General features: G+C 69.2%; 18 protein-coding genes. 4 read left to right on the top strand and 14 right to left on the bottom strand.

The window, feature by feature from the left end:
- Positions 1–32: 32 nt before the first annotated feature.
- From mmsB to chvE, 3 genes are all read right to left on the bottom strand, one after another.
- Positions 33–1,280: a multiple monosaccharide ABC transporter permease gene (mmsB, locus tag ACN26Z_RS15815; RefSeq protein WP_093402209.1), complete on the bottom strand. Its 1,248-nt coding sequence runs from the start codon at positions 1,278–1,280 to the stop codon at positions 33–35.
- Positions 1,277–2,824 (bottom strand): multiple monosaccharide ABC transporter ATP-binding protein, encoded by a 1,548-nt coding sequence (mmsA, locus tag ACN26Z_RS15810; protein WP_093402208.1) that lies wholly within the window; start codon positions 2,822–2,824, stop codon positions 1,277–1,279. Before mmsA ends, mmsB begins: the two co-directional genes overlap by 4 nt.
- Positions 2,825–2,904: 80 nt before the next feature.
- A complete protein-coding gene (gene chvE / locus ACN26Z_RS15805) occupies positions 2,905–4,035 on the bottom strand; it encodes a multiple monosaccharide ABC transporter substrate-binding protein (RefSeq protein ID WP_093402207.1) in 1,131 nt (376 codons plus the stop codon).
- A gap of 505 nt (positions 4,036–4,540) precedes the next feature.
- On the opposite strand from chvE, the gene ACN26Z_RS15800 reads away from it, so the two are divergent.
- Positions 4,541–5,851, top strand: a complete 1,311-nt coding sequence (locus tag ACN26Z_RS15800; protein WP_421461952.1) for a hypothetical protein — start codon at positions 4,541–4,543, stop codon at positions 5,849–5,851.
- Between the two features lie 110 nt (positions 5,852–5,961).
- Here the strand turns inward: ACN26Z_RS15800 and ACN26Z_RS15795 are convergent, their stop codons facing one another.
- Positions 5,962–8,964, bottom strand: coding sequence for a glycoside hydrolase family 95 protein (locus ACN26Z_RS15795; protein ID WP_421461950.1), 3,003 nt, complete (start codon positions 8,962–8,964; stop codon positions 5,962–5,964).
- 387 nt (positions 8,965–9,351) lie between these two features.
- The gene (locus tag ACN26Z_RS15790) at positions 9,352–9,687 is read right to left on the bottom strand and encodes an L-rhamnose mutarotase (RefSeq protein WP_396886811.1); all 336 of its coding nucleotides are present in this window, start codon (positions 9,685–9,687) and stop codon (positions 9,352–9,354) included.
- A gap of 169 nt (positions 9,688–9,856) precedes the next feature.
- Here ACN26Z_RS15790 and ACN26Z_RS15785 point away from each other — a divergent pair, with 169 nt between their 5' ends.
- Entirely contained in the window at positions 9,857–10,552 is a 696-nt protein-coding gene (locus tag ACN26Z_RS15785) for a FadR/GntR family transcriptional regulator (RefSeq protein WP_421461948.1), read from the top strand.
- 281 nt (positions 10,553–10,833) lie between these two features.
- On the opposite strand, the gene ACN26Z_RS15780 is transcribed toward ACN26Z_RS15785, so the two are convergent.
- From ACN26Z_RS15780 to ACN26Z_RS15765, 4 genes are all read right to left on the bottom strand, one after another.
- On the bottom strand, positions 10,834–12,162 hold the full coding sequence (locus ACN26Z_RS15780; RefSeq protein ID WP_421464658.1) for an enolase C-terminal domain-like protein: 1,329 nt from the start codon (positions 12,160–12,162) through the stop codon (positions 10,834–10,836).
- Between the two features lie 72 nt (positions 12,163–12,234).
- Positions 12,235–13,275: an ABC transporter permease gene (locus tag ACN26Z_RS15775; RefSeq protein ID WP_421461946.1), complete on the bottom strand. Its 1,041-nt coding sequence runs from the start codon at positions 13,273–13,275 to the stop codon at positions 12,235–12,237.
- Positions 13,268–14,809, bottom strand: coding sequence for a sugar ABC transporter ATP-binding protein (locus ACN26Z_RS15770; protein WP_282238630.1), 1,542 nt, complete (start codon positions 14,807–14,809; stop codon positions 13,268–13,270). The genes ACN26Z_RS15775 and ACN26Z_RS15770 overlap by 8 nt, the downstream gene beginning before the upstream one ends.
- Positions 14,806–15,870: a sugar ABC transporter substrate-binding protein gene (locus ACN26Z_RS15765; protein ID WP_421461943.1), complete on the bottom strand. Its 1,065-nt coding sequence runs from the start codon at positions 15,868–15,870 to the stop codon at positions 14,806–14,808. The genes ACN26Z_RS15770 and ACN26Z_RS15765 overlap by 4 nt, the downstream gene beginning before the upstream one ends.
- A gap of 757 nt (positions 15,871–16,627) precedes the next feature.
- Between ACN26Z_RS15765 and ACN26Z_RS15760 the strand changes: the two genes are divergently transcribed.
- Positions 16,628–17,089 (top strand): VOC family protein, encoded by a 462-nt coding sequence (locus ACN26Z_RS15760; RefSeq protein WP_421461941.1) that lies wholly within the window; start codon positions 16,628–16,630, stop codon positions 17,087–17,089.
- 11 nt (positions 17,090–17,100) lie between these two features.
- Here the strand turns inward: ACN26Z_RS15760 and ACN26Z_RS15755 are convergent, their stop codons facing one another.
- From ACN26Z_RS15755 to ACN26Z_RS15735, 5 genes are all read right to left on the bottom strand, one after another.
- Positions 17,101–17,901, bottom strand: coding sequence for an inositol monophosphatase family protein (locus ACN26Z_RS15755; protein ID WP_421461939.1), 801 nt, complete (start codon positions 17,899–17,901; stop codon positions 17,101–17,103).
- An 81-nt stretch (positions 17,902–17,982) separates the two neighbouring features.
- Entirely contained in the window at positions 17,983–19,131 is a 1,149-nt protein-coding gene (locus ACN26Z_RS15750) for a serine hydrolase domain-containing protein (RefSeq protein ID WP_421461937.1), read from the bottom strand.
- Positions 19,132–19,135: 4 nt separating this feature from the next.
- A complete protein-coding gene (locus ACN26Z_RS15745; RefSeq protein ID WP_093402196.1) occupies positions 19,136–19,963 on the bottom strand; it encodes a carbohydrate ABC transporter permease in 828 nt (275 codons plus the stop codon).
- Positions 19,963–20,931 carry a carbohydrate ABC transporter permease gene (locus tag ACN26Z_RS15740; RefSeq protein WP_093402195.1) on the bottom strand — a complete coding sequence of 323 codons (969 nt, stop codon included), beginning with the start codon at positions 20,929–20,931 and terminating at the stop codon, positions 19,963–19,965. The genes ACN26Z_RS15745 and ACN26Z_RS15740 overlap by 1 nt, the downstream gene beginning before the upstream one ends.
- The gene (locus tag ACN26Z_RS15735) at positions 20,928–22,289 is read right to left on the bottom strand and encodes an ABC transporter substrate-binding protein (RefSeq protein WP_093402194.1); all 1,362 of its coding nucleotides are present in this window, start codon (positions 22,287–22,289) and stop codon (positions 20,928–20,930) included. Before ACN26Z_RS15735 ends, ACN26Z_RS15740 begins: the two co-directional genes overlap by 4 nt.
- Positions 22,290–22,664: 375 nt before the next feature.
- Between ACN26Z_RS15735 and ACN26Z_RS15730 the strand changes: the two genes are divergently transcribed.
- Complete coding sequence (locus tag ACN26Z_RS15730; protein ID WP_093402193.1) at positions 22,665–23,690, top strand: LacI family DNA-binding transcriptional regulator; 1,026 nt, start codon at positions 22,665–22,667, stop codon at positions 23,688–23,690.
- The last annotated feature ends 32 nt before the right edge of the window (positions 23,691–23,722 follow it).

Genomic DNA, 23,722 nt, shown 5'->3' with positions numbered 1-23,722 from the left:
GCGTCGGCCCGCGCCCCGAAGCTGGCGGTCGCTCAGCGGCTCGCGCCGGCGCGGCGCTTGTTGTAGACGTCGAAGGCCACGGCGACCAGCAGCACGAGGCCCTTGACCACCGACTGCAACGACTGGTCCACACCCATCAGCTGCATCCCGTTGCTCATCACCGCCATGATGAGCCCGCCCACCATCGCGCCGACGACGGTACCGACACCGCCGGTGACCGCCGCACCGCCGATGAACGCGGCGGCGATCGCGTCGAGTTCGAACATGTTGCCCGCCGCCGGCTGCGCACCGTTGGAGCGGGAGGAGAAGATGATCCCGGCCACCGCGGACAGGAAACCCATGTTCACGAAGATCCAGAAGTTCACCGTGCGGACCTTGACGCCCGACAGCATCGCCGCGGACAGGTTGCCGCCGATCGCGTAGACCTGCCGACCGAAGACCGTACGCCGGGTGAGCAGCCCGTAGACGAGGACCAGCGCGGCCAGGATGATCAGCACGATCGGCAGGCCACGGGCGTGGGCCAGTTGCCAGGCGAACCACATGACCACGGCACCGACAAGCGCCAGCCGGGCGACGAACAACGCGAAGGACTCGACGGGCTGCTGGTAACGGACGCGCGCCGCGCGGGTACGGAAGCCGCTCACCACGTACCCGGCCACCGCGATGCCGCCGATGAGCAGGGTGAAGGCGTCGTAGCCGTCGCCACCGATGAGTCCGTTGAGGAATCCGGCCGCGATCCGGTTGTACTCGGCCGGGAACGGCGACAGCGAGATGTTGTCGAGCACCCGCAGGGTGAGGCCGCGGAACAGCAGCATGCCGGCGAGGGTCACGATGAAGGCCGGGATGCCGACGTACGCCACCCAGAAGCCGTGCCAGGCACCGACCGCGAGCCCCACCGCCAGGGCGGCCAGCACGCCGACCCACCATGGTTGTCCCTGCCGGATCACGACCACTGCGGAGACCGCGCCGGTCAGCGCCACCACCGAACCGACCGAGAGATCGATGTGCCCGCCGATGATCACGATGACCATGCCGATGGCGAGCACCAGGATGTACGAATACTGAAGGACGATGTTGGTGATGTTGCCCGGGCTCAGCGAGAGACCGTCGGTCAGGAACGCGAACAGGGCGACGATGACGACGAGAGCGACGAAGATGCCGCTCTGCCGCAGATTGTTCAGGATCAGCGTACGTGGGTCGCTGGTGCCGACGTGCAGTGCGGCGGCGGAGGCGCTCTCGGCCGACTTCCGGTCGGTCGAGGAGGGCTTGGTGCTGGTCATCCGACGCTTTCCTTGTCCTTCGCCATGAGTTCCATGAGCTTTTCCTGGGTCGCCTCGGCGACCGGCACCTCGCCGGTGATGCGCCCGGCCGACAACGTGTAGATGCGGTCACACATGCCGAGCAGCTCCGGCAGTTCCGAGGAGATCATGATGACGGCCTTGCCGTCGGCCACCAAGCGGTTGATGATCGTGTAGATCTCGAACTTCGCCCCGACGTCGATCCCCCGGGTCGGCTCGTCCAAAATCAGCACCTCCGGGTCGGTGAACAGCCACTTCGACAGCACGACCTTCTGCTGGTTGCCGCCGGAGAGCTTGCCCACGACCGACATCACGCTCGGCGCCTTGATGTTCATGTCGCGCCGACTGGACTCGGCGACCTTGATCTCCTCGTTGTCGTTCACCCAGCCCAGCCGGGCGAGCCGGCGCAGCCCGGCCGCCGAGACGTTGCGCCGGATGTCCTCGATGAGGTTCAGGCCGAAGCGCTTGCGGTCCTCCGTCGCGTACGCGATGCCGTTGCCGATCGCCTCCGCGACGGTGCGCGCCCTGACCTCCCGGCCGTGCACGAACAGTCGACCGGTGATGTCCCGACCGTAGGAGCGCCCGAAGACACTCATCGCCAGTTCGGTACGACCGGCGCCCATCAGTCCGGCGATGCCGACGACCTCGCCGGCGCGCACGTTCAGGCTCGCGCCGTCGACGACCAGGCGGTCCTGGGTCGGGTGCCGCACCGACCAGTCCTCGATGCGCAGCACCTCCTCCCCCGGCGTGGAGACCCGCTCGGGGTAGAAGCTGTTGATGTCGCGGCCGACCATTCCCCGGATGATCCGTTCCTGGGTCATCTCGCCGGAGGCCATCTCGAGCCGTTCCACCGTCCGCCCGTCCCGCAGCACCGTGGTGGAGTCGGCGATCGAGGTGATCTCGTTGAGCTTGTGCGAGATCATGATGCAGGTGATGCCCTCGTCGCGCAGGCGTCGCATCAGGTTGAGCAGGTGGGCCGAGTCGACGTCGTTGAGCGCGGCGGTCGGCTCGTCGAGGATGAGCAGTCGGACCTTCTTGGAGATGGCCTTGGCGATCTCCACGAGTTGCTGCTTGCCCACGCCGAGCTGCACCACCGGCGTGACCGGGTTCTCCGCCAACCCTACCGAGGCGAGCAGTTTCGCCGCCTCGGCGTTGCTGCGGTTCCAGTCGATCAGACCACCGGGCCCGCGCTGCTCGTTGCCGAGGAAGATGTTCTCGGCGATCGACAGGTACGGCACCAGGGCGAGTTCCTGGTGAATGATGACGATGCCCCGCTGCTCGCTGTCGCGGATGCCGCGGAAGTGCACCGGTTCGCCGTCGAGGAGGATCTCGCCGTCGTAGCTGCCGGACGGGTAGACCCCCGAGAGCACCTTCATCAGGGTGGACTTGCCGGCGCCGTTCTCACCGCAGATGGCGTGGATTTCCCCACGGCGTACGGCGAGTGTGACGTCCTGGAGCGCGGCCACGCCCGGGAAGGTCTTGGTGATGCGACGCATCTCGAGGATGTTGTCGTCGGTGCTCACCATCCTGAGCCTCCAGATCGTCGTGGGTGTCAGGGGTGGTGCCGGGCTCGGCCGCGGTAGCGCCGCCGAGCCCGGCGGTGCCGTCAGCCGGCCTGGCCGGCGGCGACCTCCTCGGCGGTGAAGTAGCCCGAGTCGATCAGGACCGGCTTGATGTCGTCCTTGAACACCGTCTGGACCGGCAGCAGGTACGACGGAACGACCTTGACACCGTTGTTGTACGTCTCGGTGTCGTTGGCCTCCGGCGCCTTGTCGGTCAGGAACGCCTCAGCGGCGACGACGGCCTGCTCGGCCAGCAGCCGGGTGTCCTTGAAGATGGTGGAGCTCTGCACCCCGTCGTCGATCAGCTTCACCGAGGCGATCTCGGCGTCCTGGCCGGTCACCACGGGGAAGTCCGCCCCCTTGTAGCCGGCGTTCTGCAGGGCGGTGATGATGCCCCGCGACAACCCGTCGTACGGCGACAGCACGCCGTCGACCTTGGTGCCGCCGGTGTAGCTGGAGGTGAGCAGGTCCTCCATCCGCTTCTGCGCGGCCTCCTGCTGCCAGCGCAGGATCGCCACCTGTTCGATGTTGGTCTGCCCGGAGGTCACCTTCAGGGTGCCGTCGTCGATGAACGGCTTGAGGGTGTCCATCGCCCCGTCGAAGAAGAAGTGGGCGTTGTTGTCGTCGAGCGATCCGGCGAACAGCTCGATGTTGAACGGGCCCTTCGCCTCGCCCCGCGCGCCGTCCTTGGTCTGCACGCCGAGACCGACCAGCAGTGCGGTCGCCTGGGCGACACCGACCTTGTAGTTGTCGAAGCTGACGTAGAAGTCGACGTTCGGGCTGTCCCGGATGAGCCGGTCATAGGCGATCACCGGGATGTCGGCGTCGGCCGCCGCCTGCAACTGCCCGCTCAGCGCCGTGCCGTCGATCGCCGCGATGATGAGCACGTCGGCACCCCGAGTGATCATCTGGTCGACCTGCTGGGACTGGGTGGGGATGTCGTCACCGGCGTACTGGAGGTCGACCTGGTAGCCCTTGGCTTCGAGCTTCTCCTTGACCGAGTTGCCGTCCGCGATCCACCGCTCGGAGGTCTGGGTCGGCATCGAAACGCCGATGGTCAGGTCGCCGGGCTGGTCGCTGTCGTTTCCGCCGCTGCCGGCGCCGTCGCCGCTACAGGCCGCCATGCTCAGCGCCAGGGCGGCGCTACCGAGAGCGGCCAGGACTCTTCTGTTCACTGGCTTCCCCAATCTGGAACTCGCGCCGTCGCACCGGCTGCGCGGGTCGCACTTGGGGCCCAAGTGTTAGCGCTCACAATGCCTAGGTCAACACCTGGTTGGAAATACTGCGGTCACGGTCTCGTAACGAACGCCCCGCTCCCCCATCCGGCCGAATCGCCGCAGGTCAGGGCGGCGATCACGAGGTGCGACCAGGGCGTCGCGCGGACCTACCGGACGGCGGTCATCGACGTCAGAGAATACGGCAAGCCCGGGGTGGCGAAAACCCCAGGGCCGAGTGCCGTCCACACCCGACCGTGGCCGCCGGGTGGACCGGCGGCGAGCCGGCGATTCTCCCGAAGATGTGAACAGTCGGTTTCGACCCCGTCACCAAAGGCGGCCTTGACATCGACCCGACCGACGCCGATGCTCTGCTAAATCAGTTTAGCGCCCGCTGATTCGGAGCTCGACAGAGCCGCTCCGGCGCGAAGCCGGACCAGACGGACGCGTCCAACGAGGAGGGCCGATGAGACTGCGCAGGACGCTCGTCTCCGTCGCCGCGGTGCTGCTGCTGGCCACGTCCGGCACGGCTGCCTATGCCGCGACCAGGGAAAACGGCGGCGGCACCGGTGGCATCCGTAGCGTCACCCCCATCACCACGGTCTACACCTACGGCCAGAAGGTCTCCGCCGTCGCCGTCGAGTACGGTGCGACGGTCAACCCCCGCAAGCTCGACAACTCGACCTTCGCGGTCTCCGACACCAGCTACAACTTCCGCTTCAACCCGATCGAGGATCTGCCCAAGCTGACCGAGCGGAAGATCACCCACACCTACACCAACAGCAGCGCCACCGTCCGCGCCGACCGCCGGTCCGTACCGGGCCGGTTCGTCATCGTCGAGTTGGACCCGGACCAGAACGCCGGCTGGACGGTCATCGTCTCCAAGTGCCCGACGTTCCTGTGCACGGTGAAGGTGAACCCTGAGCTGCCGACCCGGGTGACCCAGCGCAAGGACGTGCACGCCCAGCCGGGCAAGGGCAAGGGCGCCGGGCCGGTGCTGGCCAAGGGAGCGCCGCGTACCTCGCACGGTGTCACGGAGGCACCGGTGAACCTGCTTGTCGACGAGTTCCGTTACGGCTCGTACCTCAGTGGCGGCATGGTGCTGCCGTACCACTACCACCTGCCGAAGAACTACCAGCCCGGCCGGAAGTACCCGCTGATGGTCGTTCTGCCCGGGCACGGCATGGGCTGGGACGGCGACAACACGGGCGTACAGATCGCCGCCGACATCCCGGCGACGGCCTGGCTCCAGCCGAGCGTCACCGGCAGCCGTGAGGACGTCATCGTGCTCGCCCCGCAGAACCAGCGGGTGGGCGACGTGGCCGAGGCGGAGCTGCTGGTCAAGCTGGTGGAGCAGTTCAGCAAGGACCACGCGGTGGACACCGAGCGGGTGTACGCCACCACGGTCTCGTACGGCTCGCGGCTGTTGTGGGAGGCGTACGCCAAGCGCCCCGACCTGTTCACCGCCGGCCTGGTCACCGGCGGGTTCCAGGTGAGCACCAGCCAGGCGGAGGCCATCGCCGCCGCCGAGATCCCGCTGTGGATCACCCACGGCGTCAACGACCACCTGCTGAACATCTCGCTGGCCCGCAACTCGCGGGCGGCGCTGCGATCGGCGTACGAGGCGCAGGGCAAGACGCCCGAGCAGATCGCCGAGTTGCTGCACTACACCGAGTACGACAACGAGGCGTTCACGCTGCCCGACTACCACGCGGCCTACGGTCCGACGTACGACGACCAGAGCATCCTGCAGTGGCTGCTGGCCCAACGAAAGTGAGTGCCGGCCGGTACTGAGCACACCGGGCTCGCCGGCCGCGACATCCCGTCGCGGCCGGCGAGCCCGATCTGTTGCCGCCCGGCGGCGAGTCGGAGACCCGCCCTCGGCCGTCAGCTGCCGATCGCGATGGCGAAGATGTGCATGGTCGGTACGTTGGCCGCCGGACGTGCGCTGATGTTCGGCAGTTCCACCCGGGCCACCGGCTTGTTCTGCAACCCCACCCCGACGTAGTAGACGCAAGCGGTGGTGTTGTGCCGCTGGTTGCCGGGCCGGTTCTGGTACGCCATCACGACGGCGGCAGTGCCACCGGCGTGGGGGCCGCCGTACCAGTCGGGGGTGCTCAGCGTGAACGTCTGCCGGGTGCCGTCGGCGTAGACCACCGCGGCCGTGCCCGACACGGCCCCGTAGGTGCCGGTCGCGAGGAACCCGAGCGTACGGCCCGTGCCGGTCAGCCCGATCGACTGCCCGGAGGCGATGGCGTTGTCCGCGCCGCCCGGCGCGACGTTGGGCCAGCGGAAGGTGACCCCGTTGCGGCTCACCGTGCTGCCCGGCGTCACCCCGGCCTGGGCCAGGGCCTGCGCGGAGAGGGTGGCGCCATTGCCGTCGAAGTTGCCGGCGCCGGTGTTGTTGTCGTTTGTGGTGCTGACGTTTGTGAAGCTCTGCTCCAGCGGCGGTGCGGTGGGCGTGCCGCCGGAGCCGGTGGCCCGGTAGGTGCGCCCCGCCTCGACGGTGACCTCGATCAGGTCGTTCTCGACCTTCGTGGTCCGGGCCGGGGTGCCGTCAGCGGCATCGACAACGGTGTGGTCGCCGGTGAACATCCGGCCCCGCAGCCGGACGGTGCCGGCCCGGTCCGGCCGGACGAGGATCTCGGTGGCCTGGCCGTTGCTCCAGGTGATGCCGACGGTGTGACCGCCCCGACCGCGCAGTCCGCTGACCCGTCCGCTGGGCCAGGCCGCCGGCAGGGCCGGCAGGATGTGCAGCTCACCGACGTGGCTGTGCAGCAACATCTCGGCGATGCCGGCGGTGGCGCCGAAGTTGCCGTCGATCTGGAACGGCGGGTGCAGGTCGAACATGTTCGGCGCGAGCCGGGCCGGGGTGGCGAGGAAGCGGATCAGGTCATGGGCGCGGTTGCCTTCCTCCATCCGGGCCCAGAAGTTGATTTTCCAGGCGAGCGACCAGCCGGTGCCGTCGTCACCCCGGATCTCCAGGGTGCGCCGGGCCGCCTCGAAGAGTTGTGGGGTGCCTCGCCGGGTGATCTGGTTGCTGGGCGCCAGCCCGTAGAGGTGCGAGATGTGCCGGTGGTTCCGCTCGGTCTCGACCCAGTCGTACAGCCACTCCATGATGTTGCCGCGCGACCCGATGCGGTTCGGCGCGAGCCGGTCCCGGGTGGCCCGGACCTGCGCCCGGAAGGTGGCGTCGGTGTTGAGGATCTCGCTGGCTCGGGCGCACCCGTCGAAGAGGTCCCGCAGGATCTGGTTGTCCATCGTGGGCCCGGCGCACACGCTGGCGTCGGCGTGGTGACCGATCTCCGGCGAGTTCGACGGGTTGGTCACCAGGTAGCCGAGGCTCGGCTCGGTCACCAGGGTGTCGAGGAAGAACTGCGCCGCACCCTTCATCGCCGGGTAGTTCGCCCGGAGGAACTCGACGTCCCCGGTGAACAGGTAGTGGTCCCAGATCAGGGTGGCCAGCCAGGCGCCGCCGGTCTGCCACATGCCCCAGAAGGCACCGTCGACCACCGAGGTGGCGCGCCAGGCGTCGGTGTTGTGGTGGGTGACCCAGCCGCCCGCGCCGTACTGCACCTGGGCGGTGCGGGCCCCGGCCACCGCGAGATCCCTGACCATGTCGAAGACCGGTGCGTGGCACTCGGAGAGGTTCGTGGTGTTGGCCGGCCAGTAGTTCATCGGCAGGTTGGCGTTGATCGTGTACTTCGAGTCCCAGGCCGGCGTGAGGGAATCGTTCCAGATGCCCTGGAGATTGGCCGGCTGGGTGCCCGGCCGGGAGGACGAGATCAGCAGGTACCTACCGAACTGGAACAGCAGCGCGGAGAACTGCGGATCGTTGACGCTGTTGTGCTGCGCGATCCGCACGTCGGTCGGCTGGTCCGCGGCGGAGGTTCGGCCCAGGTCGAGGCTGACCCGACCGAACAGCGCCTGGTAGTCGGCGACGTGCCGAGCGCGCAACTGGTCGTAGCTGCTGGCCCGGGCGGCGGTGAGGTGGCGCCGCGCGATGCCCTGGTAGTCGCCGCCGACGTTGCGGTAGTTGACGTAGCTGGAACCGATCGAGACCAGCAGGGTCACGCTTGTGGCGCCGGTGACCCGCAACGTGCCACCGGAACTGCTCACGGTGCCGCCGCTGACCGTGGCGTTGGCCAGCGCCAGGAAACGCACCGCACCGTTGACGCCCTCCTGATTGCCGGAGACCCCGTCAAGGGCGATCGTGCCGCCGTCCGGGCTGGAGGCGGAGGTCCGCTGCGGACTGTCGAAAGTGGCGGTGAAGGTGATCGAGCTGGCCCGGTCGGCGGTCAGCCGCATCGCGATGACCTGGTCCGGCGCGCTGGCGAACGTCTCCCGCTGGTACCGCACGCCGTTCATCACGTACGACACGCTTGTCGTCGCGGTGGTGAGGTCCAGCTGTCGGTTGTACTGCGACGCCCCGCCGGAGGTCGGGAAGGCCAGCCGGAGGTTGCCGACGGTCTGGTACGCCAACTGTCCGACCGGGTTGCCGAGCATCGTCTGATTGATCAGGTTCTGAGCCTGGGTCCACTGATTGGCGAAGACGAGACGCCGGATCTCGGCCAGCGCGCCCAGGCCACGGGGGTTGCTCGGGTCATGCGGTCCGCCGGCCCAGATGGTGTCCTCGTTGAGCTGTAACCGCTCCGCGTCGACGTTGCCGAAGACCATGGCGCCGAGCCGGCCGTTGCCGATCGGCAGCGCCCGCAACCAGTCGGTGCCGGCGGCCTCGTCGTACCAGAGCGCCAGGTCACCGGCGGCCAACACCTGTGGCGGTGCCGCCGAGTCCGCACGGGCCGCGGCGGTCCACGGCAGCGGCAGCAGGGCTCCACCCGCACCCGCCGCACCGATCTTGAGGGCCTGCCGTCGAGTCAGGTCTGACATCGATCCTCCAACCGAGACCGATCCGGCCATGCGAAGCCTCACTGATCGCCGGCAGACCCAGAACGGCCCAGACGTCTGATGTGTTTCGCGTAGGTTACCGCCGAGCAAGCCGATAGGCAACGGTCGATCCAGGCATCGGAACGACGCGTTCACCAAGCGGTCGATGCCGCTTCCACCAGGTGTTCTATGGCCTGGAGGCAGGATGATCCCGCTCCCGTCGGCCGCCCGGGTAGACCGGAGCACGCACCGAGCGGGAAGCTCGACTAACCATATTCATCAGATGAGCTGCCGGGTCGGATCGGTGTCAGCGCCGGTCCGTCGCGACGCGCTCAGGCGACACGGTGCGCAGGACAGCCGCCCACCAGTCAGGGGTTCCGGTCGGACAGGTCAGGGCACCTCCTCGGTCAGGTGCCAGATCTCCTGCATCGGGGCCCACCAGTGCCCCGATCCGGGTTCGGCGAGAGACTCCTGGCAGGGGTCGGTCAGCTTCCACCACGCCTGCGTCTGCGGGTCGTCGGCCATCCGACGCTGGTCCGCGTCATGATCGTCGCCGACGTACTCGTAGTAGCCGAACAACAGGTCGCCGTGGAGAAAGATGGTGAAGTTGCGGATGTTCCCCTCGCGCAGCGTCTGCTCGACAGCGGGCCAGACCGCGGCGTGCAGCCGCAGGTAGGTTTCCCGGTGCTCCGGCCTGAGCCGGATCACCATGCCGTAGCGTCGCACGTCACATCCTCCGGCGAGGTCGGTTGATCCTGGTCCCGGCAGCCGCACCGCGAGCGAGCAGCGTCGCCGACAAACGTCCGATGTCTCTATAGTGGTGGGGGTCGCCGGCGCCCCTCACGGGCATCGGGTGCAGGCCGGCGTCCGGCTGACCTGTCCGAAGGGGGCGCGCATGGCACTTACCGACGACGCGATCGCGAAGATCCGGAGCATGATCCAGAGCGGTGAGCTGCCCCCGGGGACGCGATTGCCACCGGAGCCGCAACTGGCCGCCCAGATGGGGCTCTCCCGAAGTGGCGTCCGGGAAGCGGTGAAGGTGCTCGAATCGGCTCGGGTGCTCGACGTGCGACGCGGCGACGGGACGTACGTGACAAGCCTCGCCCCCCGGCTGTTGCTGCAAGGGCTCGGCGTCGCGGTGGAGTTGCTGCGTGACGACACCCTCCTGGAGGTCATGGAGGTACGCCGGATGCTGGAGCCGATGGCGACCGGCCTGGCGGCGTTGCGGATGACCGACGCCGACCTCGACGAGCTTGGCCGGATCCTGGAGGACATGCGCGCGGCGGCCGACGACGCCGAGAAGCTGATCCAGTTCGACACCGCCTTCCACCACACCGTCGTCGCCACGACCGGCAACGAGACCCTCACCTCGCTGCTGGACGGGCTCTCCGGCCGTACGCTGCGGGCCCGGGTGTGGCGCGGGTTGATAGAGGGCAACGCGGCGCACCAGACCATCGAGGAGCACCACACGATCTACCTCGCGCTGCGCACGCGTGACCAGTTGCTGGCACAGGCCAGCGCCCTGCTGCACGTCAACACCTCCGAGGCGTGGCTGCGCACCGTGCTCGCCGCGACGTCGGCAGACGGGTAGACACCGCCCGGCGCGGACCGGGGGTCTGTCGGAATCGCTCCGACGGTCGTCCGGACCGGGGCGGAGGCCGGCCGCCGGCACGCCCCGCCGGGTCTGCTTTGTCGGCGGTGTCCGAGGACCCGCGGTCAGCCGGATCGGATGGGGCGGACCGACTGAGTCGAGCCAGACATCAGACGACCCACGCCGGACGGCGGCGTGGCCGAGGAACTCGGCGGCCTCGTCGGGACGGCAGCGGCCGCCCCGCACCAGTACGGTGCCGTACCGCCCGGCCGCAACACTGATCATGTCTGCCGTGCTCCCGCCATGACCGACGCGTCCGCCCACGCCGGGCCGCCCGGGAAGCGGTACTGCGCCAACGAGTCGGGCAGGATCCGGGCGCTCATGCCGGGCGCGTCGGGCGCGAGGTAACGTCCGCCATTGACGCGTACCGGATCGACGAAGTGCTCGTGCAGGTGATCGACGTACTCGATGGCCCGGTTCTCGGTGCTGCCGCTGAGCGCGACGAAGTCGAACATGGCCAGGTGCTGCACCAGCTCGCACAGTCCCACTCCCCCGGCGTGCGGGCAGACCGGCACCCCGAACTTCGCGGCGAGCAGCAGGATCGCCAGGTTCTCGTTGACACCGGCCACCCGGCAGGCGTCGATCTGCACCACGTCGACGGCGTCGGCCTGGAGCAGCTGCTTGAACATGACCGCGTTGTGCACGTGCTCGCCGGTGGCCACCTTGACCGGGGCGAGCGCCTTGCGGACGGCACCGTGCCCGAGCACGTCGTCCGGCGATGTCGGCTCCTCGATCCAGTACGGGTCGAACTCGGCCAGCTCCCGCATCCAGCGGATCGCCTCGGGCACACCCCAGATCTGGTTCGCGTCGACAGCGATCCGGATGTCCGGGCCGACGGCCCGTCGCGCGATGCCCATCCGGCGGATGTCGTCGGTCAGGTTCCCGCCCACCTTGAGCTTGATCAGCCGGTAGCCGGCCGCGACCGCCTCCCGGCAGAGCCGGGCCAGCTTCTCGTCGTCGTAGCCCAGCCAGCCGGGGGTGGTGGTGTACGCCGGGTAGCCTTCGGCCCGTAGCCGCCGCTCGCGCTCGGCCCGCCCACCCTCGGCGGCTCGCAGCAACGCCGCCGCCTCGTCCTCGGTGAGGGCGTCGCGCAGGTAGCGGAAGTCGACCTGGGCGACCAGTTGCTCCGGGGTGAGGTTGGCGAGCAGCTGCCACAGTGGCTTCTCCGCCCGCCGGGCCGCGAGGTCCCACACCGCGTTGACCAGACCGCCGGCGGCCATGTGCACGACCCCCTTCTCCGGCCCGAGCCAGCGGATCTGGCTGTCGCCGACGAGCCGGCGGGCCAGTGCCCCCGGATCGGCGACCAGCTCGTCGACCGGCTGGCCGACCACCATCGGGGCGAGTGCCTGCACCGCCGCGACCTGGAGGTCGGTGCCCCGGCCCACGGTGAAGACCAGCCCGTGTCCCTCGGCATCGGCCGAGGTGCGCAGCACCACGTACGCGGCGGAGTAGTCGGGGAACGGGTTCATCGCGTCCGACCCGTCGCGATGCCGGGAGGTGGGGAACCGTACGTCGATGGTCTCTACGGACGAGATGCGCTCACTCACCAGTAACTCCTGAGGGTCGAGCAGGTGGGCCTGGTTGCCTGCCTCGCGTTGGGCCCGGCCGACGGGCGGGCCGCCTCACGTCTGCGCCTTGCCTCCGGTGATGCGGGAGACCACCAGGGCCACCAGGATGACGGTGCCGTTGAGGAAGTTCGTCCACTGCGCAGGCACCCCGGCCAGGGTCAACACATTTATGATCATGAACAGCAGCAGGACGCCGGTAAAGGCGCCGAAGACGCTGCCCTTACCGCCGTTGAGGCTGACGCCGCCGATCACCGCCGCCGCGAAGACCTGGAAGATGGCGCCGCTGCCCTGGGCCGACGGCACCGCCGCAAGCCGGCCGCTGATCAGCAGACCGGCGAGCGCCGCGAGCACACTGGCCACGATGAGCGTCAACCAGAGCACCCGGTCGGTACGGATACCCGCCGCCCGGGCCGCGTCGGCGTTGCCGCCGATCGCGTACAACGCCCGACCCGCCCGGGTGTAACCGAGAACGACGATCCCGGCGGCGAACAGCAGCAGCGACAGCCAGATCGAGGCCGGTACGCCGACCCAGGTGGCGGAGCCGAGATAGGTCATCGACTCGGGCAGCATGAAGAAGGTCTGACCACCGGAAATCCCGGTGAGCAGGCCGCGCAGGACGATCAGCATGCCCAGCGTGACGACGAAGCCGTTGAGGCCGAAGCGGACGATGAGCAGCCCGTTGAAGGCGCCGACGAGAGCGCCGACGAGCAGCACGACCGGGACCGCCCAGGCGTCCGGTAGCACGTCGAGGCCGAGACCCCGGGTCAACGCGGGATCCACCACCAGCCAGGCGGCGATACCCGGGGCCAGGCCGAAGGTGGACTCCAGCGACAGGTCCATCTTGCCGGTGATCAGCACGATGGTCTGGGCGAGGACCACGATCGCGATCTCCGACATGCTCTGCAGCACGTTGATGATGTTGTCGGGGCTGAGGAAGACCGGGCTGACGACGGACCCGACGATCGCGACCGCGATGATCGCCGGCACCAGCGCCAGGTCCCGTAGCCGGGCGATGGCCAGGCTCCGTGATGCGGCGGCCCGGGGTGGTAGTGGCGTTTCGGCCGGCCGCGCGGTGGTGGAGAGCGTCTCAGACATGGTGGAGATCCACCCCTTCCATGGCGGCTACCAGCTCGTTGTCGCTCCAGCCGTGGGCCAGCTCGCGGACCACCCGCCCCTGGAACATCACCAGTACGCGATCACAGATCCGTAGGTCGTCGAGTTCGTCGGAGACGACAAGCACGCTGGTACCGCGACGGCGTACCTCCTCGACGACACCGAGCAGGGTCTGTTTGGAGCGCACGTCCACCCCGGCGGTCGGGGTGATCAGCACCAGCAGCTTCGGATCGCTGGCCAGTGCCCGACCCATGACCACTTTCTGCTGGTTGCCCCCGGACAGCTCGGAGACCGGCACCTGCGGCCCGGCGGCCTTGATCGCCAGTTCGGTGATGGTGTCCCGGGCCAGGGCGTCACGCCGGGCCGGCGAGATGAGGCCCCGCCGGCCGATCCGATGCGGCACGGTCATGGTGACGTTCTCGGCGATGGACAGCAGTGGCACCAGCCCTTCGCGGTGCCGGTCCTGCGGCACCAGCCCGACACCCGCGTCGAGGGCGTCGGGCACGCTGCCGGGCCGCAGCGCACGCCCGTCGACAACGACCGTCCCGTCCGCTGGCCGGGCCAGGCCGACGATCGCTTCGGCCACCTCGACCTTGCCGCTGCCACCGCCGCCCGCGATGCCGACCACCTCGCCCGCTTGGACCTCGACGGACAGCTCGGCGCCGGAGGTGGTGACCAGATCGCGTACGGCGAGCAGCACCGGCGCGTCGGCGAGCAGCGGCCGGTGGTCGGCCTCGGGCATGGTCACGTCCTCGCCGGTCATCGCGGCCACCAGTGCGGGTCGGCTCAGCTGCGCCACCGGGGCGGTGACGATGTGCCGGGCATCGCGGAAGACCGTCACCTGGTCGCAGATCTCGTAGATCTCCTGTAGGTGATGGCTGATGAACAGGAAGGTCACGCCCTGCGCCCGCAGCTGCCGGATCCGGGTGAACAGCCGATTGATGCCAGCCCCGTCGAGCTGGGCGGTCGGCTCGTCGAGGATGATGAACCGAGCGCCGAAGGAGAGCGCCCGGGCGATCTCGACGAACTGCCGCTGCTCGACGGAGAGCGTCGACGCGGGCTGGCGCACGTCGACCTCCACCGACCACTCCGCCAGCAACTGCTCGGCCGCGCGGCGCAGCCGCGACCAGCGGATCAACCCGGCCCGACCGCGGGCGTGCCGGTTGAGGAAGAGGTTCTCCGCCACGGTGAGCGTGCCGATGATCGTGGACTTCTGGTAGACGCAGGCCACCTGCTTGCGCCAGGCGTCGCGGTCGCCGAGCGGCGGCGCCGGACGCCCGTCGAAGGCCACCGCTCCGTCGTCGGCCGCCTGCAAGCCGGTGAGAATGCTGACCAGTGTGGACTTGCCGGCGCCGTTGCGCCCGACCAGGGCGTGGGTCTCGCCGCGACGCACCACGATCCCCGCGTCGGCCAGCGCCACCGTCGACCCGAATCGTTTGGTGATGCGCACGGCCTCGACGACGGGCTGGCCGGCATCGCCCAGCCCGTCGGCCGACCCACTCGGGGTGACGCTCATGCGTTGTTGCCCCACAGGGACGGGTCGTCGAACTTGAGGGTGGGTTCCCCCGCGATCGGCGCACCGTCAAGCGTCACCAGTGGCGCCGGCAGTTGGTCCTCCAGCAGGCCGTCGCGCACCTGGATGATGTTGCTGCCGTGCTCGGTCGGGCCAGGCTGGAACGTCTTGCCCTCGATCGCCGCCTGCACGTACTCCAGGCCGTACTTGGCGTAGAGGTCGGCCGGCTGGCTGACCGTGGCGTCGATCAGCCCTTCGCCGATGTTCTTCAGCTCCTCGGGAATGCCGTCGTTGGAGACCACGAAGACGTGCTTCGCATCGCTCGGCGGTACCTGGAGACCGCGCTGCTTGAGGATCTGAAGGGTCCCGGACAGGGCGAACGAGGACTGCATGTAGATGCCCTTGATGTCCGGGTCCGACGCGAAGCGGGTCTGGAGCTTCGACGCCGCCACGTCGGCCTTCCAGTCGGTGGCCTCGCCGAAGACGGTGATGTCGGGGAACTGTTGCTGCATGCACTCGTTGAACGCCTCGGTACGGTCCCGACCGTTGATCGAGTCGAGGCCCCCCTGGAGCATCACGACCTTGCCCTTGCCCCCGAGTTTGGTGCCGAGGAACTGACACGCCTTGATGCCGTAGGCGCGGTTGTCTGCTCGGACGACCATGAACACGTTGCCGGTGTCCGGCCGGGTGTCGATGGTGACCACCGGGATCTTCTTGCTGTCCAGTTGGGACAGGGTCGGCGCGATGGCGGCGGTGTCCTGCGGCGCCATCACCACACCCTTGACGCCCTGGCTGATGAAGGTCTGGGTGTTCGAGATCAGGTTGGCGATGTCGTTCTGCGAGTTCGTCGTCTTGACCTCGACGCCCAACTCGTCGGCGAACTGCGGGACGTACTTGATGTAGGAGTTCCAGAAGTCCGTGTCGGAGCGGGGGTAGTCAACCCCGATGACCTGCGAGCTGCCCGATCCGGTCCCGTCGGCCGCGCCGTCACCGCAGGCCGCCAGGGAGGCCGACACGCCGAGCAGCAGCGTCAGCCCCACGCTCGTCAATGCCCTGTTTCTCATTGCCGTTCCTCCATATCCGGGACGTCACCGCAGGTGCGTCGTCGCGACCGGGTCCGGTCGCGACGACGCGCGTGTCGGACGTGATGTGCGAAGGGTTCATGTGGTGGCGATGGTCCACCGCAGATCGCCGCCGTCGCCGGGCGCCTGGTAATCCGCCGCGCCGTCACTGGTCCGCAGTTGCCGAGGCAGTCGGACGGGCCCGCGGTGGCGGCCCGGCCGGGCAACGGCCCAAAGGAACGGAGTGCGGGACATGGCGATCCCTCCAAGGCACGGTGGCGGGGTGGTGGAGTTCACGTGACTTAGACATCAGACGTTAGGGCTTGCAGACATGTGACGTCAACGTCCAGGATCGCGCGAAACCCGGACGGTGGTGACGTCGGATCGTCTTAGACATCAGATTGATTGCATCAACGAGCAGCACTCCAGCCCACCGGAGGCTGGCGGCCCGCCAGCGCGGGCACCACCGCCCGCGCCTCGCGGGCGGCCCAAGGGACACGGCGCGTGACCGCCACGAGCGGGAACCTCGGCCACCGATGTTGGCGATCACATCGGCACAACAACCGCTGTCCGTCCGGGTGTGGGGGACGCTAGATGCGAACGCTAACATCGATGTCGCTGAGATTGCTAGCTTGTTGCGGACGCGATCAGGAGAATCTGAGCCGCCAGCGTCATCGCCCGCCCACCACGGTCGCGCACCGAATTGTCGGCCCTGCCTGGCAGGGTGACTGCCGGAACGCGAACGGAATGGAGCAACGCGATGAGCCGCCACATCCAGGTCACCTTCGACGCCCACGACCCGACAGCGCTGTCGACGTTCTGGCGGGACGCACTTGGCTACGTACATCCCGGCCCGCCCGGCGTCGACCTTCCCGAGGGCGCCGACCCGCTGGCCGCGTGGGACGACTTCCTCGCCCGGATCGGCGTACCGCCGGAGCAGCGCAACACCAGGTCGGCCATTGAGGACCCGGAAGGGCACGGCCCACGGCTGTTCTTCCAACAGGTGCCGGAGGACAAGATCGTCAAGAACCGGGTGCACCTCGACGTGCGGGCCGCGCCCGGGCTGACCGGAGCGGAACGAATGGCAGCCTTACAGGCCGAGTCTGATCGGCTTGTCGCGTTGGGCGCCACGCAGGTGCGCCGGGTCGAGCCCGCGCCGCCACTTGAGGGCGGCTTCATCGTGCTGACCGATCCCGAGGGCAACGAGTTCTGCCTCGACTGACCGGGCCGGCCTTACGCCGACTCCCCCTGCTCAGCGATCAGCGTCAACAGGTCGGCGTGCGTAGGCGCGTCGGCCGCCGCGACGAGCCCGCCCAGGCCGCTGCGCCAGGGTTGGCCGTCGAGCCCGGTCACCACGCAGCCGGCCGCCTCGCAGAGCGCGATGCCGGCCGCGAAGTGCACGTTGTCGCGCAGTCGGCCATCGGTGACGTACGCGGCGCGCCGACCGGCCGCGACCCAGGTCAGTGCCAACGTGGTCGACACGACCCGGGGCCGGAATCGCTCGACGAACCTTTCGTGAGCCAACAGCCGGACGGCCCGGAACACCCGCTCGTTCGGGTATGGCGGATCGAGATTGACGTCCACCAGCCCGGAGGCCGCCGAAGGCGTGAGTTGCTCGTCGGCACCGGCGCGCCGCACCCGGGCGTCGGTGCCGTCGGTCCAGAAGACCTCCTGGGTGAACGGGTCCACGGCGGCCGCCACCACGACCTGCGCGCCGACCCGCAGGGCCACGTTTACCGAGACCAGCGTGGTGTGTACGGCAAAGTTGAGCGTCCCGCAGAGCGGATCGACAAGCCAGACGCGCCCGTTCCCGCCTGAGCCGCTGCGTCCGCTCTCCTCGGCCAGCACGGCGTCGTCGGGTCGCGCGGACCGCAGCACGCCGAGGATCGCCTGCTCCGCCTCAACGTCGGCGGTGGTGGCGAAATCCCCACCCGACTTCGCGAACCGGGCCACCGCTGTGCCGTGGTGCGAGCGCACCACCTCGGCGCCGGCCTGCGCCGCCCGGATCGCGAGATCAGCATCGACAAGGGACATCCGACCAGCGTACGGCGATCCCGGTCGCGGGTGTGCCCCGGCTCAGCCGAGCGGCTTCGCCGGGCCACCCGCGTCGGTCACCTATCGCCCGAGGCAGTCCCGGACCGCTGCGGAGAGCAGGTTGGCCCGCTCGTCGTCGAAGCCGCCCATCTGGTTGACGACATAGCCGAAGCCGACCTGGTGGGCGTCGTCGCCGAAGGCCAGGTGTCCACCCGCGCCGTCGTGCCCGAAGCTGCGTACGCCGAGCATCGGGCGGGGCACCGAGTGCACCAGGAAACCGGTGCCCCAGCGATGCCCCGCATCGGGCAGCCCGTAGACCTGTTGACCACTCACCCGGACCGTGACGGCGTCGTCGACGGATGCGGGGCTGAGCAGCCGCGCCGCACCCACCTCCGAGACGCAGGCGGCGTAGAGGCGGGCCAGGCTCTCGGCCGTGCTGACCGCGCCCGCGCCCGGGATCTGGGCGGCCTGAATAGCCGGGTCGTTGAAGCTGACCAGGCCGTTCTCGTCGGCGGGGAAGGCGAAGGCGCCGCCCATGGTGATGCCGCGCTCGGCGACCGGGTCGCTGGCCGGGACGGGCTCGCCGATCGGCGCCAGCATCCAGGCGACGGCGTCCCGCTCGGCGGCCGGCAGTCCGATCCAGGTACGCAGGCCCAGCGGCTCTCCGAGAACGCGGGCGAAGTAGGCGCCGGGCATCTCACCGGTGATCCGCCGGATCACCTCGCCGATCAGCCAGCCGTAGGTGATCGCGTGGTAGCTGTGCGCGGTGCCCGGCTTCCACAAGGGAGCCTGCGCCTCGATGGCCTTGATCACCGGCTCCCAGGCGAGCACCTCCTCGCGGGAGAAGGGCTTGTCCAGCGCCGGCAGGCCGGACTGGTGGGTGAGCAGCCACCGGACGGGGATCTCCGCCTTGCCGTGCTGGCCGAACTCCGGCCAGTAGCGGGTGACCGGCGCGTCGAGGTCCAACCGCCCCTCCTGCACCAGCAGGTACGCGCAGATCGCCATGATCCCCTTGGTGCAGGAGAAGACGACGGCAGGCGTGTCCGCCGTCCAGGGGCGTCCCGACCGGACGTCGGCCAGCCCGCCGTGCAGGTCCACGACCTTACGGCCGCGCAGGTAGACGGCGACCGCCGCGCCCACCTCCTGCCGGTGGGCGAAGTTGTCCCGAAACACGTCGGCGACCGGGCCGAAGCCCTCTTCGACGTCACCGTGGATCTGGCTGTCGCTCAACCCGCTATCCCTTCACGGAGCCCTGAAGCAGGGCCTTGATGAACTGTCGCTGGAAGATCAGGAACACGATGAGGGTAGGCGTGAGGATGAGCAGCGAGCCAGCGCAGAGCAGCACCAGATCGGTTCCCCACTGTCCCTGAAAGGCACCGAGGGCACCCGCCATGGTCCGCTTCGTCGCATCGTCGACGAGCACGATGGCGAGCAGGAACTGGTTCCAGGTCCACAGGAACAGCAGGATGGTCAGCGACGCGATGGCCGGCCGAGCCAGCGGTACGTGCACCCGCCAGAACAGCTGCCAGGTGTTGCTGCCGTCCACCCGTGCCGCCTCGGACAGTTCCCGGGGCACGTTTATGAAGTGGGCGCGCATCCAGAAGACCGCGAACGGCATGTAGAGGCCGATCAACGGCAGGACGATCGCCCAACGGGTGTTGAGCAGGCCCAGGTCCCGCATCTGGTAGTACAGCGGGGTGACCACCGCCTCGAAGGGCAGGGTCAGGCCGAGCAGCAGCAGCCCGAAGGCGAGGTGACCGCCGGGCACCCGCAGGTGGCCGAGGCCGAACCCGGCCATGGTCGCGATGAGTACGCCGACCGGCACCACCCCGGCCACGATCAGCGCGCTGGATTTCAGCAGCGCGCCCATGTTCGCGGCGTTGAAGGCGTCGACGAAGTTGCCCCACTGCGGATCGGTGGGCCAGGCCAGGCCGGTGGGCACGGTGCCGCGCGGTTGCAACGCCGCCGACAGCATGCTCAGGAACGGCAGCAGGGTGACCACGACCAGCGCGATCAGGAAGATGCGTCCGGTCAGCCGCTCGCTGCGGGTGGTCAGGTTCATCACTTCTCTCCCCGGGTCAGCCGCTGGATCGGCAGTACGCACACCAGCACCAGCGCCATCAGCACCACCGCGAGGGCCGAGGCGAGGCCGACCTGACGCTGGGAGAAGGCGAGCCGATAGATCTCCAGGCCGGGCACGGTGGTCTGGATCCCCGGGCCACCGCTGGTGGAGATGTAGACGATGTCGAAGCTGGCCAGCGCCGCGATGATGGTCACGGTCAGGCAGATCCCGATCTCCTGGCGCAGGCTGGGCAGGGTGACCGCGAAGAACTCGCGCACCGGGCCGGCGCCGTCGATGCGGGCGGCCTCGTAGAGCGAAGGGTCGATTTTGCTCATCCCGGTGATCAGCAGGATCGTGCAGAGGCCGAGCATGACCCAGGTGCCGATCACGCCCACCGCCGGCAGCGCGGTGTCGAACTCGCCGAGCCAGGCCCGGGTGACGCCGCCCAGCCCGACCGCCCGCAGCGCCTGGTTGACCAGGCCGTTGGTGGAGAGCACCCAGCTCCAGGCGATGCCGGCGGCGACGAGCGGGATCACCTGGGGCAGGAACAGCACGGTCCGGACCATGGTGCCGGCCGGGCCGGTGGTGATCCGCCGGACCAGGCTGGCCACGAGCAGGCCGAGCAGGACCGGGATGAAGCTGAAGAAGATGATCAGAATGAACGCGTTCGAGATGATCTTCAACAGGTCCCGGTCGGTGAAGACCGTGAGGTAGTTGTCCAGCCCTGCCCACCGGGCCGCACCGATGCCGTTCCAGTGGTACAGCGAGTACTGCATGGTCAGCACGAGCGGACGCAGCACGAAGACGCCGTACATGATCAGTGCGGGCAGGACCCAGAGCCACCCGGACCACCGGACCGTGCGGCCCCACCGCTTCCGGTGGGGCCGCGCGGGTGACCGGGTGTCCCCCCGGCCGGGTCGGGACGCGGTGCCCGACCCGGCCGGGGCGCTGCCGAGGGCAGACGTCATCGGGACAGTTCCTTCTCGTACTCGGCCTGGACCGCCTTCACGTACCCCTCGGGGGTCTGCTGGCCGGCGATCAGCTTCTGCATTTCGGGGGTGATGGCGGCGGCGAAGATGCCGCCGGTGGCGTTCGCGGTGAAGTCGACCGCGCCGTTGTCCGCGCCGAGCTGCTGGGACGCCTTGAGCGTCTCGGCGAGCACGGTGCCCTCCGACACCGGCGGCAGGGCCAGGTCGGCCGGGCCGCCCGGGTGCGAACCGCCGATGGTGACCGAGATTTCCCGGGCCTTGTCGTTGGTGTGCACCCAGTTGAGGAAGAAGGCAGCGGCGTCCGGGTTCTTCGCCTTGGCGCCCACGCCGAACGTGTTCGGCGCGGACATCGCGACCCGCTTGGCGTCGGCGGTCTCACCCGGGAAGAGGAAGAAGCCGACCTCACCGGCCATGTTCTTGTCCAGGTTGCCCGACTCCCAGTCGCCGTTGAACATGAACAGGCCGTTGCCCTTCTGGAACTCGCCCATCATCGCCGTGTAGTCGATGGCGTTGGCGTCCTTCGGGAAGTAGCCGGCCTCCGCCCACTTCTGGATGGTCTGGGTGGCCTTGAGCGCTGCCGGCGTGTCGAAGGTCGCGCCCGGCTTCTGGAAGATCCAGTCGGCGATTGCGGTCGGGTCGCCGTACTGGTTCTGCAGCGCCTGGTGCGGGAAGTTGATGCCGGCGGTGTTCTTGTTGAACTGCATGATCGGCAACAGGTTGGCCGCCTTCGCCTTGGCCAGCAGCTCCTCGAACTCGGCGATGGTGGCCGGCGGCTGGGTCATGCCGACCTGCTCGGCCTGCTTCTTGTTGTAGAAGACGCCGGTCACGCTGTAGCCCAGGCCCATGCCGTACAGCGAGCCGCTGCCGCGCACCGCGCCGCCGTCGGACAGGCGCAGCTGGACGAGCTGGGAGGCGGGGAACTTGTCCCAGCCGTACGCGTCGAAGTACGGGTCCAGGTTCTTCAGCAGCCCGTCCTTGACCAGGTCGACCATGGTGGGCAGGCGGATGATGTCGGGCGCGTTGTCCGAGGCGAGCACCCGGGGCGCGTTCTCCGTGATGACGGTGAACTGGTCCTCGCGGACGTTGAACTTGACGTTCGGGTGCTGCTTGGTGAACTCGTCCGCGAGGGCCTTGGCCAGCGGGAAGCCGGTCTCGGCGTACATTTCCAGGGTGATCGGGTCGGTACCCAGCTCGGTGCTCACCGGGGCGTCGGAGTCCCCTGCGGGGGTCTCCTCCGAACCCGGTGCGCTACAGGCGGTGATGGCCAGGCTGACGCCCACCAGTGGCACCAGCAGGGCCAACCGGCGTCGGGTGAATCTTGTCGAGAACTCCGGCACCTCATGCTCCTTGACTCATCCGCGCGCCGGACCGACTGACGGCCGTTCGTGGCGACCGCCACGAGTCCGGCCCGTCGGCCACCACGTGTCGCACGTCGCGTGCCGAACCCCGGCTCGCGGCCCGCGGTACCCAATATGACGTCGGAAGACGCGAAGGCGTCCACCGCAGAGGCGAAACCACGTCGCTAAACTGATTTAGCAGAGCATGCGCGCGTCGCCGGGGACTGTCAAGGACGAGTTCGCAACGGTCTGGAAACAACTGGTTCACCGGCCCCCGACCAGGCCGGACACACCGCCGGTGACCACGGAAGTGACTCGACCCAGCATGATGGGACCACGGCGGCGTCGGGACGGCCGCCGTGATCGGAGGACGCAATGGGCCGTGAGAGAGCGACACTGGCCGACGTGGCGCGACGGGCCGGTCTGTCCAAGACCGCCGCGTCGATGGTGCTGAACGGGCGCGAGGGCACCCGGCTCTCCGCCGAGGCGCACCAGCGGGTCTTCGCGGCAGCGGAGGAACTCGGCTACCGACCGAACGTGGCCGCCCGCAGCCTACGGACCCGCAAGACCGCCACCATCGCGTTCGTCTCCGACATCGTCGCCACCACCCGCTTCGCCGGTGGCCTCATCCGCGGGGCGCTGGACGCCGCCCGCGAGCGCGACCACGTCCTGCTGATCACCGAGACGCAGGGCGACGCGACGTTCGAGCGGTACGCCATCGAGGCCATCCTCGACCGCCAGGTCGACGGGGTGATCTACGCGGCCATGGCGACCCGCCGGCTGGCGGTGCCGCCGGCCATCCTCGGCGGTCCGGTGGTGCTGCTCAACGCGACAAGTCCGGAGCCGTTGCCCTGCGTGCTGCCCGACGACGAGGGCGCCGGCGCGATGATCGCCGAGACGCTGCTCGCCCAGGGCCACCGGGACCGGATCGCCCTGATCGGCCGCAACCGGCAGAAGGAACTCGACCCGGAGATCTCGCTGGCCGCCGACGCCCGGTTGCGCGGCATCCGGAGCACGCTCGCCGCGGCCGGTGTCGCACTGCTCACCGAGGGCTTCTGCCCCGAGTGGCTACCGGAGCACGGCTACGCCGCCATGCGTACGCTGCTGGACCGCCCGACCCGGCCCACTGCGGTGATCTGCATGAACGACCGACTCGCCTTCGGCGCGTACCAGGCGCTCGGCGAGGCCGGCCTGAGCATTCCCGGCGACCTGTCGGTGATCTCCTTCGACGACGACCCGATCGCCGCGTGGCTGCGGCCGGGGCTGTCCACGGCGGCGCTGCCGCACGAACAGATGGGCCGCCGTGCGGTGGAGGTGCTGCTCGACGGGGGTGACGGCGGCGCGTCGCTCGTGCCGATGCCGCTGCGGCGGCGACGGTCCGTGGCCGCCCCCGACGCCTGAGCTTCACCGTCTCCCCGACAGCACCACCGCAC

This window comes from Verrucosispora sp. WMMD703, assembly GCF_049178935.1.
Lineage (GTDB): Bacteria > Actinomycetota > Actinomycetes > Mycobacteriales > Micromonosporaceae > Micromonospora > Micromonospora sediminimaris.
The sequence above is the reverse complement of the archived record's forward strand: the minus strand, read 5'-3'. Positions and strand labels throughout refer to the sequence as shown.